This window comes from Pseudomonas sp. ATCC 13867 (assembly GCF_000349845.1).
Lineage (GTDB): Bacteria > Pseudomonadota > Gammaproteobacteria > Pseudomonadales > Pseudomonadaceae > Pseudomonas.
The window spans coordinates 4,741,039-4,752,289 of record NC_020829.1 but is presented as its reverse complement, the minus strand read 5'-3'; the positions used below and the strand labels follow the sequence as shown (position 1 = coordinate 4,752,289).

The window sequence follows — 11,251 nt, the reverse complement described above, 5'->3', positions numbered from 1 at the left end:
GCGAGCGCCTCGGTGCGGCAGGCGCACGGGAAATGGGGCGGCCGGCCGGTCCGACCGGCCGTCGAAGCGGGATCAGGACTTACCGCTCTGCTTGAGCAGCTTCAGGGCTTTCTCGGTCTGTGCGATGCAGGCCTTGGTATCGCCCGACTGCTGGGCCTGGATAGCTTTTTCCTGCAGGCGCATGGCTTGATCCTGGGTTTGTGCGGTGCCGGCGTTGGACTGCACGGCAGCGTCGATTTTCTGCAGATTGTCGCTGCACAGGTCGGCGGCGAAGGCCGGCGACGCCAGCAGGGCGGCGGTAATGAGCAAGGCGGTACGTTTCATGGCTGTACTCCTGGCAAATTGACCGGGTTATCGCGGACCGTTCACGCGGACCGTACAGGGTCGACTGCCGGGCTTTTCGCCAGGTTCAGTCTTTTTCGCCAGTGGTTGCCGGCAGCTCGACGCACACGCCCAGGCCGGCGCCATCCAGCCCTTCGTGCAGGCTGATACGGCCGTGGTGAATCTCCACGATGCGCTTGACGATGGGCAGCCCGAGTCCGCTGCCGGCGCTGTCGGCCACGCTGGGGCTGCGATAGAAACGGGTGAAGATGGCTGCCTGCTCGGCCTGCGCCACGCCGGGGCCGTTGTCGCGCACCCAGAGTGCGAGCGTGTCGTCCGTGCGTTCCAGGCTCACCTCCACGCGGCCGCCCTCGGGCGTATAGCGCAGGGCGTTGCCGACCAGGTTGGTGAGGATCAGCCCGAGCCAGACCGGTACGCCCATCAGGGTACAGCCCGGATGGGCGTCGAGGGTGAGTTCGAGGTGCCTGTCGATGGCCTGGGGGGCGAGTTCGGCAATGGTTTCCTCGGCGAGCGGACCGAGATCGATGTGGCTGAAGGTTTCGTGCAGTTCTTCGCCGTCGAGTCGGGCCAGCAGCAGGATCTGCTCCATCAGCGCACTGATGCGCTCGACGCTGCGGCTGACCTGCTGCAAGCCGTGGGCGTGGGCCGCCGGGTCGGCGGAGCGCAGCGCGACCTGGGCGTGGGTGCGCAGGCTGGCCAGCGGCGTACGGATTTCGTGGGCGGCGTCGCTGGTCAGGCGGCGTTCGGCTTCCATCGCCGAGTGCAGGCGCTCCAGCAGCAGGTTCAGTTCGTTGACCAGGCTGTGCACTTCCACCGGCGCCCGGCTCAGCGACAACGGATGCAGGCTCTGGGCGGTGCGCAGGTGGACCTGGTCGATCAGGCCGCGCAGTGGCGCCAGGCCCTGGCGGACGCCGAGCCAGACCAGGATGAGGAACAGCGGCAGCGCCAGCAGCAACGGGAACAGCGCGCTGAACAGCAGCAGACGCAGGGTTTTCGAGCGGTAGTGCAGGTCTTCGAAGACCCAGATGCGGACTTCGCCGGCGCCTGGCGAGGCGATCTGCAGGACACGCCAGTTCACGTCGTCGCGTTGCAGGCCGGAGAAGCCCGGCGGCTGGGCTTCGATTCCGCGCGGCGGGCTGTGGGTGGCGATCAGGGGTTGGCCGTGGTACCAGATGGCATAGCCGAGGGTGGCTTCGCGGCGGATCAGCGGTAGCCCCTCGATGGCGTTGCGGCTGCGGGCGAGGATTTCCATTGCGTCGCTGGACTGCGGGTCGACGGCGTCGGCGATGTTCACCAGGCTCAGCGCGGCCTGGCCGAAGTCGATCATGTCCTGGTCGTAGAGTTGGTTCACCTGCTGACGGGTCAGGTGGTAGGTGAACAGGCCCGCGACCAGCCAGCACAGCGAAATGCCGCCGATCAGCAGGAGCAACAGTCGGCGGCTGAGCGAGCCGACGCGGCGCGGGGCGAGACTCACGGCTGGGAGGGGTTGCCGGGCCGGTCGATGCCGTAGCCGATGCCGCGTACGGTGCGGATCAGGCCGTTGCCCAGCTTGCGGCGCAGGTGGTGGATGTGGACCTCGATGGCGTTGCTCTCCAGGTCGCCGTCCCAGCCATACAGGGCCTCCACCAGGCGGGTGCGCGACAGCACTTTGCCGCGTTGTTCCAGCAGTAGGCGCAGCAGGGCGTACTCGCGCGGGGCCAGGTCCACCGGTGTACCGGCGAGGTTGACCTGATGGGTGGCGGGGTCCAGCATCAGTTCGCCGTGCTGCAGCAGCGGCACGGCACGGCCGGTGCGGCGGCGGGTGAGGGCGCGGACGCGGGCGAGCAGTTCGTCGAGGTCGAAGGGTTTGGTCAGGTAGTCGTCGGCGCCGGCGTCGAGGCCAGCCACGCGGTCGGCCACCTTGTCGCGGGCGGTGAGGATCAGCACCGGCGTCAGGTCGCCGCGCCGGCGCAGGCTGCGCAACACGTCCAGGCCGTCCTTACGCGGCAGGCCGAGGTCGAGCACCAGCAGGTCGAACTCGTCGGTCTGCAACGCCTGATCGGCGGCCAGGCCATCATTGACCCAGTCCACGGTGTCGCCTTCCAGACCGAGCCCCGCGCGAATGCCATCGCCCAGCAACTGGTCGTCTTCCGCCAACAGGATTCTCATCGATGTCCCCTCAACCGGCCTTGTGCAGCAGGATAGCCGGTCGCTCTCGTTTCCGGCAGAGGGTGGCAATGATGGATTAAGAGCGGGTTAATTCGGGGGGATCGTAGGGCGAATAACCTGGAACAGGTTATCCGCCGTCCGCAGAGACGGCGGATAACGCTTGGGGCGTTATCCGCCCTACGGTTGCGCGTCCGTCGCTCTAGCTCGGGTCACGCGATCCACCAGGTAGACCACTCCGCGATAGTCGATACCGCCGTGGGTGGACAGGCCGATTTCGCAGGTGCGGCTGGTGGAGACGCCTTCCTCGCAATGCCGCACCGCGTCCTTGAGCGTGCGCAGCGAGTGCGCATTCAGCTCGGGGGTGGTGAAGCCCTTGTCGCCGGCGAAGCCGCAGCAGTGGATGCCCTCGGGGATCACCACTTCGCGGGTGCAGCGCCCGACCAGGTCGATCAGCGCCTGGCTCTCGCCCAGGTGCTGGGTGCTGCAGGTGACATGCACGGCTACCGGCTTGTCCTGTGGCTGGAAGTCCAGGCGCTCGACCAGGTGGGTGCGGATGAACTTCACCGGGTCGTAGATTTTCAGCCGGTCGTCCGCCAGGTCCTGCATCAGGCGCAGGGTGCAGGGGCTGGTGTCGCAGTAGATCGGGTCGAGGCCGCCACGGCTGGCGCGCAGCAGTTCGGCGAGCAGTTCGTCGCGCTTGGCGTCGGCCTGGTCCTTGTAGCCCTTGGAGGCGAACGGCTGGCCGCAGCAGAGGTTGTCGGCGTTGTCCGGGAAGACCACCTGGTAGCCGGCTTTCTCCAGCAACTGGCGAGTCTTGTCGATCAGCGGCATCTGCTCTTCGTCCGCCGCCGCCGGGCCCATGGCGCGGGATACGCAGGCGGTGAGGTAGACGACGCGCGGCTTGCCGTTATCCACAGGCTGCGAAGCGGCAGCCAGGCGCACGGGCTGCGGCATGGACGGCGTCCACTGCGGCACGCGGCCCTTGCTGGCGTGACTGATGCAAGCGCTGAGGCGGGCTAGGCGCGGCGCGCCGAGCACCATGCGCGCACCGTTGGCAGCGTGCAGCATGAACTTCGCACCCTTGAGTGCGGTGGCGAAGTTGCGTGCCAGCCAGGTGGCGGTGCCGGCGTGGTGCGCTTCTTCACCGCGCAGCTTGCGGACCAGCTCGCCGGTGTTGATGTTCACCGGGCAGCGCTGGGCGCACAGGCCGGTGGCGGCGCAGGTGTCGATACCCTGGTACTGGTAGTCGCGCTCAAGCTCGGTGGTGTCGACGCCGGCGCGGCGCTTGGCCTGGATGTCGCGCCACATGACGATGCGCTGGCGCGGGCTGAGGGTCAGCCCCTTGGACGGGCAGACCGGCTCGCAGAAGCCACACTCGATGCACTTGTCGACGATCTCGTCGGCGGCCGGCAGCGGTTTGAGGTTCTTCAGGTGCAGCTGCGGGTCGTCGGTCAGCACCACGCCGGGGTTGAGGATGCCGGTGGGGTCGAGCAGGCGCTTCAGCTGCCACATCAGTTGGTAGGCGTCGTGGCCCCATTCCAGCTCGACGAAGGGCGCCATGTTGCGCCCGGTGCCGTGCTCGGCCTTGAGCGAGCCGCCGTATTCCACGGCGACCAGGTGCGCGACGTCGTCCATGAAGGCCGAGTAGCGCGCGATCTGCTCAGGCGATTCGAAACCCTGGGTGAAGACGAAGTGCAGGTTCCCTTCCAGCGCGTGGCCGAACAGGATGGCCTCGTCGTAGCCGTGCTTGTCGAACAGCTCGATCAGGCGGTTCACGCCTTCGGCTAGCTGTTCGACGGGGAAGGTGACGTCCTCGATGATCACCGTGGTGCCAGTCTCGCGCACTGCGCCGACGGCCGGGAAGGTGTCCTTGCGGATGCGCCACAGCTGGTTGTAGACCGCCGGGTCTTCGCTGAAGTCGACCTGTTTCTCCACCGGGTAACCGGCGATGGAGGCGCTGATCTGTGCGAGTTGTTCGTGCAGCAGCGACTGGGTCGCCGCACGGGATTCGATGAGCAGCGCGCAGGCATTCGCGGACAGGCTTTGCACCCACTCGGGCATGCCCTGCATGTTCTCCACCGAGCGCAGGCTGCGACGGTCGAGCAGTTCCACGGCGGACACCGGCTGCTGCTTGAGCACGGTCACGGCCTTGCAGCAGGTCTCCACGTCGGGGAAGACGATCAGCGCGCTGGCCTTGTGCGGGTGGTCCGGTACGGTGTCGTAGGTCACCGCGCTGATGAACCCCAGGGTGCCTTCGGAGCCGACCATCAGGTGGGTGAGGATATCCAGCGGCTCGTCGTAGTCGACCAATGCATTCAGGGACAGCCCGGTGGTGTTCTTCAGGCGGTACTTGTGGCGGATCTTCGCGGCCAGTTCGGTATTGGCGCGAGTCTGCCGGCCCAGCTCGGCGAGTTGCTCGAGCAGTGCGCCGTGGCTTGCGTGGAAGGCGGCGACGCTGGCGGGCAGCTCGCTGTCCAGCAACGTGCCGTCGGCCAGCAACAGACGCATGCCGGCCAGGGTGTGGTAGCTGTTCTGCGCGGTGCCACAGCACATGCCGCTGGCGTTGTTGGCGACGATGCCGCCGATCTTGCAGGCGTTGATTGAGGCCGGGTCGGGGCCGATCTTGCGGCCGAACGGAGCAAGCCAGGCGTTGGCCTGGGCGCCAATGACGCCGGGCTGCAGGCGGATCTGCGTGCCGCCGTCGCGGATGTCGCGGCCATTCCAGTTGTCGCCCAGCACCAGCAGCACCGAATCGCTCACGGCCTGGCCGGAGAGGCTGGTGCCCGCGGCGCGGAAGGTCACCGCGACCGCGTTGGCGTGGGCGGCCTTGAGCAGGCTGGCGACTTCGTCTTCGCTCTCGACGCGGATCACCAGCTTGGGGATCAGCCGGTAGAAGCTGGCGTCGGTGCCGAAGGCCAGGGTCGAGAGCGCATCGTCGAAGCGGCGCTCGCGGGGGATCAGGTGTTCTACCGTGTCGATGAACGCGGCGGGCAGGCTCATGGCGGCTCCAGTCATCATCGGTGAGCGTGGACCGCTGGACGGCCCATCGGTGTTTTTTCCAGCGCGCCATTGCGCGCTTTTCCTGTAGGAGCGAGCTTGCTCGCGAGCCCGGGGGCGCGGAGTTGGGCAGGTTCGCGAGCAAGCTCGCTCCTACAGGTTTGGGCTCTCAGGCGCCCAGTTCGCGCACCAGCGAATCACGGGTGATCTCGCTGATGGACTTGGCGCCGGTCAGCACCATTGCCACGCGCATTTCCTTCTCGAACAGGTCCAGCAGGTTCTTCACGCCGGCCTCGCCGTGGGTCGCCAGGGCGTAGAGGAAGGCGCGGCCGATGAGCACGGTGTCCGCGCCCAGGGCAATCATCCGTACCACGTCCAGGCCGTTGCGGATGCCAGAGTCGGCGAGGATCTTCAGGTCGCCCTTCACCGCATCGGCAATTGCCGGCAGGGCTCGGGCGCTGGAGAGCACGCCGTCGAGCTGGCGGCCGCCGTGGTTGGACACGATGATGCCGTCGGCACCGAATTTCACCGCGTCTTTCGCGTCATCGGGATCGAGGATGCCCTTGATCACCATCGGGCCGTCCCAGAAGTCGCGAATCCACTCCAGGTCCTTCCAGGAAATCGACGGGTCGAAGTTGGCGCCCAGCCAGCCGATGTAGTCGGCAAGACCGGTGGGGTTGCCACGGTACTTGGAGATGTTGCCCAGGTCGTGGGGCTTGCCCAGCAGGCCGACGTCCAGCGCCCACTGCGGGTGAGTCATGGCTTGCCAGACACGGCGCAGCGGCGCGTTCGGACCGCTCATGCCGGAGTGGGCGTCACGGTAGCGGGCGCCGGGCACCGGCATGTCGACGGTGAACACCAGCGTAGTGACGCCAGCGGCCTTGGCGCGCTCCAGGGCGTTGCGCATGAAGCCGCGGTCCTTGAGCACGTAGAGCTGGAACCACATGGGCCGGTCGATGGCCGGGGCGACTTCCTCGATGGGACAGACCGACACCGTGGACAGGGTGAACGGAATGCCTTTCGCGGCGGCCGCACGGGCTGCCTGCACCTCGCCGCGCCGCGCGTACATGCCGGTCAGGCCGACCGGAGCCAGGGCGACGGGCATGCTCAGCGTTTCGTTGAACAGCGTCGTCTCGAGGCTCAGTTCGGACATGTTCTTCAGCACGCGCTGGCGCAGGGCGATGTTGGCCAGGTCGTCGACGTTGTTGCGCAGGGTGCGCTCGGCGTAGGCGCCGCCGTCGGCGTAGTGGAAGAGGAACGGCGGCAGCTTGCGTTGGGCTGCGGCGCGGTAGTCGGTAGAGGCAGAGATGATCATTGGGCTCTTCCGTTTTGAGAGAAAAGTTTTGGATCGAGCGAGCTAGAGCGAGACAAGGCGGAAATGGCCGAGGGAGCGGAGCCTACAACTGTAGGTGAGCATGACTCGCTCCACTCGCCCCTTCGGGGCCGCACTGAAGTGCGTTAGCCGCAAGCGGCTTTCCGAGGCCATTTCCAACGCAGTATCGCCGACGCGCAGCCGATCAGCGCTCGGTCAGTGAACCAGCATGCCGGTGAAGATGTAGGCCTGCGCGAGGGTGATCAGACCCACCATAGCGGCGAACATCAGGCTGTGCTTGAGGGTGAAGCGGAACAGGTCGGATTCCTTGCCGACCATGCCGGTGGCGGCGCAGGCCACGGCGATGGATTGCGGCGAGATCATCTTGCCGGTCACGCCGCCGCTGGTGTTGGCGGCCACCAGCAGGGTGTCGTTGACCCCGATCTGGTGTGCGGTGGTGGACTGCAGCGAGCTGAACAGGGCGTTGGAGGAAGTATCCGAACCGGTGAGGAACACGCCCAGCCAGCCGAGGAACGGCGAGAAGAACGGGAAGGCCGCGCCGGTGCCGGCCAGGACCAGCGCCAGGGTGGTGGACATGCCCGAGTAGTTGGTGACGAAGGCGAAGGCCAGCACCATGCCGATGGAGAGGATCGGCCATTTCAGCTCGACCAGGGTCTCCTTGAAGGTGGTCAGACCAGTTTTCGCGCCGATGCGCAACACGAACATCGAGATCACGGCGGAGAGGAAGATCGCGGTGCCGGTGGCCGAGATCGGGTCCAGCTTGAACACGGCGGCGATCGGCGTCGGGTTGGCGACGATGGGCGCGGTCTTCACCACCAGTTGGTCCAGGTGCGGGATGGCGAAGTTGAACACCAGGCTGTACAGCGTGCCGCCCGGCGCGAACATCGCCTTGAACGGCTTCAGGGTCCAGATGGTGACCAGCACGGTGAGGATCAGGAAGGGCGACCAGGCCTTGAGGATTTCACCGAAGTTGTAGGGCGAAGGCTCGGCGCCGCGGGAGCCGTTGCCGCCCATGACGGCGGCGCCGCCGGCGGTGGCGACCACTTCACGCTCGCTGGCCGGCTGCCAGACCTTGAGGAACAGGGTCAGGGAAATCAGGCTGACCAGGGCGGAGGTGATGTCCGGCAGTTCCGGGCCGATGAAGTTGGAGGTGAAGTACTGGGTGATGGCGAAGCTGCCACCGGCGACCAGGGCGGCCGGCCAGGTTTCCTTCACGCCCTTGAGGCCGTCCATCATGAACACCAGCCAGAACGGCACGAGGATCGACAGGAACGGCAGTTGGCGGCCGGTCATGGCGCCGATCTTGAAGGCGTCGATGCCGGTCACCTGGCCGGCCACGATGATCGGGATGCCCAGGGCGCCGAAGGCCACCGGTGCGGTGTTGGCGATCAGGCACAGGCCGGCGGCGTACAGCGGGTTGAAACCCAGGCCGACGAGCAGGGCGGCGGTGATCGCCACCGGCGCGCCGAAGCCCGCCGCACCTTCGAGGAAGGCGCCGAAGGAGAAGCCGATCAGCAGCACCTGCAGGCGCTGGTCGCCGGTGATCGACAGCACCGAGCTGCGGATCACTTCGAACTGGCCGCTCTTGACCGTGAGTTTGTAGAGGAACACCGCCGCGACGATGATCCAGGCGATCGGCCACAGGCCGTAGGCGAAGCCATAGCCGGCGGCGGCGATGGCCATGTCGGCGGGCATGCCGAAGGCGACGATGGCGATGATGATCGAGAGGGCGAGGGTGATGCTGCCGGCGACGTGGCCCTTGAGGCGGAACACGGCGAGGGCGAGGAAGAAGAACACGATCGGGATAACGGCGACCAGCGCGGACAGGCCAAGGCTGCCGAGCGGGGTGTAGATCTGCTGCCAGGTTTGCATCTGGTTGGCTCCCTAATTGTTTTTGGGTGGAGGGCCTGGTTGCCGGTCGGGCGATTCCGGTGCGCTTGTGGCGCGTTGGGCAGACGGTCGACTGATCGCGGCTTGTTGTCTTTCGTGCATGTGTTGTCGTGCAATCCGGATTCCGGTAAATTGGTATGACCAATTTACAAATCCGAGCGCTCAGAGTAAAAGCCCTGCTGGCGGCATGTCAATTTGCTGTGGTTCAACTTTTGTCGATGGCGCCCGGAGGGATGGGGTGGTCTTGTTGCCGGCTTCCGGGCTGGTTAGGCTGCCGCGCTCGGCGCGCAGGTCGCGGCGCAGAGCGTTTTGTCGTGGGAGAGCACGAAGATGGGTTTTGGTCAGGTCAAGCAGCGCCGTCTGTCGGATGACATCGTCGAGCGGCTGGAGGCGATGATTCTCGAGGGCACCCTCAAGGCTGGCGAGCGCCTGCCGGCGGAGCGTGTGCTGGCCGAGCAGTTCGGCGTGTCGCGGCCGTCACTGCGCGAGGCGATCCAGAAGCTGGCCGCCAAGGGGCTGCTGGTCAGTCGCCAGGGTGGCGGCAACTACGTCAGCGAAGGGCTGGGTTCGATGTTCAGCGATCCGCTGCTGCATCTGCTGGAAAGCAATCCGGAGGCGCAGCGCGACCTGCTGGAGTTCCGCCATACCCTGGAGGGCTCCTGCGCCTACTACGCCGCGCAGCGTGCGACCGAGGTGGATCACCAGCGCCTGAAGCAGGCCTTCGACACCCTGCAGGACTGCTACCAGAGCCCCGGCAAGGTCGGTCGGGCGGAGGAGGGCGCGGCGGATGCGGCCTTCCACCTGGCCATCGCCGAGGCCAGCCACAATGCCGTGTTGCTGCACACCATCCGTGGCCTGTTCGACCTGCTCAAGCGCAACGTGGTGACCAATATCGGCGGGATGTACGCGCAACGCGACGAGACTCGCGAGCAACTGATGCGTCAGCACCGCGAGCTATACGAGGCGATTGTCGGCGGGCACGCGGAAGCGGCGCGGAAGATTTCCCAGCGGCATATCGACTACGTGCAGGAAGTGCTGGCCGAGGCGCAGGCGCAAGAGGTGCGTCTGCAGCGCGCGCAACGACGCCAGGGGGCGGTGGACGCCTGATGTGATCGCGCCCTCTCGGGTGGAGGGCGCGAAGGCGTCAGTCGTCCTTGCCGTGACGCATGGCGCGCTGGATTTCCCGGTTGGAGTCGCGCTCCTTCTCGGTGTCGCGCTTGTCGAACTCTTTCTTGCCCTTGGCCAGTGCGATCTCGCACTTGATCAGGTGCTTCTTCCAGTAAATCGACAGCGCGACACAGGCGTAGCCTTTCTGCTGCACGGCACCGAACAGCTTGCCCAGCTCGCGTTTGTGCAGCAGCAGCTTGCGCGTGCGCACGGGGTCGGCGATGACGTGGGTGCTGGCGGTGGTCAGCGGCGTGATGTGGCTGCCCAGCAGCCAGGCTTCGCCATCCTTGAGCAGCACGTAGCTGTCCACCAGCTGCGCCTTGCCGGCGCGCAGGCTTTTGACTTCCCAGCCGGCCAGGGCGATGCCCGCCTCGAAGCGCTGCTCGATGAAGTAGTCGTGCAGAGCCTTCTTGTTCTGCGCGATGGTCCCCGAAGGGTGTTTTTTCTGTTTAGCCATAGGCCGCGCATTATAGGGAGTCGCTCGCCGCGCCGCTATCGGGACGGTGCATGCCGGCATGCACGCTTGAGGGGGCGTGACTAATCTCGGAGAATGCGCGCTGTTTTTTGATCGGCGGGCATTCGAGCCGCCCCATGACAAAGCGAGACGTCTATGAGCACGCATATCCAGCGTTCGGCGCTGCTGCCCTATCCGGCGCAGGCTCTGTACGACCTGGTCAACGATGTAGCGCGCTATCCGGAGTTCCTGCCCTGGTGCTCGGCTTCCACCGTGCTGGATGAGAGCGAGGTGTCCATGCGCGCCGAGCTGACCGTGGCCAAAGGCAGCATCACCCAGCGTTTCACCACGCGTAACGTGCTGGTGCCCGGCCAGAGCATCGAGATGAATCTCGAGGAAGGCCCCTTCACCCAGCTGCACGGCGTGTGGACCTTCAAGGCCCTGGGGGACAAGGCCTGCAAGATTTCCCTCGACCTGACCTTCGATTACGCCGGCGCCCTGGTGAAGGCCACCCTCGGCCCGCTGTTCACCCAGGCAGCGAACACGATGGTCGATGCCTTCTGCCAGCGCGCCAAGCAGTTGCATGGCTGAGCCGGCGAGTATCGCCATCGAGGTGGTCTATGCGCTGCCCGAGCGGCAATCCTTGCTGCGCCTGAGCGTGCCCTGCGGTACGCGGATGCGCGAGGCGGTGCTGCTGTCGGGCATCGCTGCGCAGTTCCCCGATCTGGATGTGCAGCGGTGCCCGTTGGGGATCTTCGGCAAGGTCGTGGCCAGGCCCGATGAGCGCGTACTGGAAGAGGGCGAGCGGGTGGAAATCTACCGGCCGCTGATCGCCGATCCCAAGGAAGTGCGCAAGCAGCGCGCCGCCCGCGCGAAAGCCGCCAGGGGCTGAGTTCTCGAGTCATGAAATAACAGGCAAC

Annotated in this window: 10 protein-coding genes; 3 read left to right on the top strand and 7 right to left on the bottom strand. The window is 66.3% G+C overall.

The genetic code is table 11. The features are described from left to right. Positions 1-72: 72 nt before the first annotated feature. From H681_RS21300 to H681_RS21275, 6 genes are all read right to left on the bottom strand, one after another. Positions 73-324, bottom strand: coding sequence for a hypothetical protein (locus tag H681_RS21300; protein WP_015478960.1), 252 nt, complete (start codon positions 322-324; stop codon positions 73-75). Between the two features lie 85 nt (positions 325-409). Further along, entirely contained in the window at positions 410-1,816 is a 1,407-nt protein-coding gene (locus H681_RS21295) for a sensor histidine kinase (protein WP_015478959.1), read from the bottom strand. Next, positions 1,813-2,490 (bottom strand): response regulator, encoded by a 678-nt coding sequence (locus H681_RS21290; protein WP_041712195.1) that lies wholly within the window; start codon positions 2,488-2,490, stop codon positions 1,813-1,815. Before H681_RS21290 ends, H681_RS21295 begins: the two co-directional genes overlap by 4 nt. A 177-nt stretch (positions 2,491-2,667) precedes the next feature. After that, positions 2,668-5,490, bottom strand: a complete 2,823-nt coding sequence (locus H681_RS21285) for an FAD-binding and (Fe-S)-binding domain-containing protein (protein ID WP_015478957.1) — start codon at positions 5,488-5,490, stop codon at positions 2,668-2,670. Between the two features lie 166 nt (positions 5,491-5,656). After that, a complete protein-coding gene (lldD, locus tag H681_RS21280) occupies positions 5,657-6,802 on the bottom strand; it encodes an FMN-dependent L-lactate dehydrogenase LldD (RefSeq protein ID WP_015478956.1) in 1,146 nt (381 codons plus the stop codon). 213 nt (positions 6,803-7,015) lie between these two features. Then, on the bottom strand, positions 7,016-8,692 hold the full coding sequence (locus H681_RS21275; protein WP_015478955.1) for a lactate permease LctP family transporter: 1,677 nt from the start codon (positions 8,690-8,692) through the stop codon (positions 7,016-7,018). Positions 8,693-9,040: 348 nt separating this feature from the next. Between H681_RS21275 and H681_RS21270 the strand changes: the two genes are divergently transcribed. After that, on the top strand, positions 9,041-9,817 hold the full coding sequence (locus H681_RS21270) for an FCD domain-containing protein (protein WP_015478954.1): 777 nt from the start codon (positions 9,041-9,043) through the stop codon (positions 9,815-9,817). Positions 9,818-9,854: 37 nt separating this feature from the next. Here H681_RS21270 and smpB read toward each other — a convergent pair whose 3' ends face one another. Then, a complete protein-coding gene (smpB, locus tag H681_RS21265) occupies positions 9,855-10,334 on the bottom strand; it encodes an SsrA-binding protein SmpB (RefSeq protein ID WP_015478953.1) in 480 nt (159 codons plus the stop codon). 153 nt (positions 10,335-10,487) lie between these two features. Between smpB and H681_RS21260 the strand changes: the two genes are divergently transcribed. Both H681_RS21260 and H681_RS21255 read left to right on the top strand, forming a co-directional pair. Continuing rightward, the gene (locus H681_RS21260) at positions 10,488-10,922 is read left to right on the top strand and encodes a type II toxin-antitoxin system RatA family toxin (protein ID WP_015478952.1); all 435 of its coding nucleotides are present in this window, start codon (positions 10,488-10,490) and stop codon (positions 10,920-10,922) included. After that, on the top strand, positions 10,915-11,223 hold the full coding sequence (locus tag H681_RS21255; protein WP_015478951.1) for an RnfH family protein: 309 nt from the start codon (positions 10,915-10,917) through the stop codon (positions 11,221-11,223). The genes H681_RS21260 and H681_RS21255 overlap by 8 nt, the downstream gene beginning before the upstream one ends. The last annotated feature ends 28 nt before the right edge of the window (positions 11,224-11,251 follow it).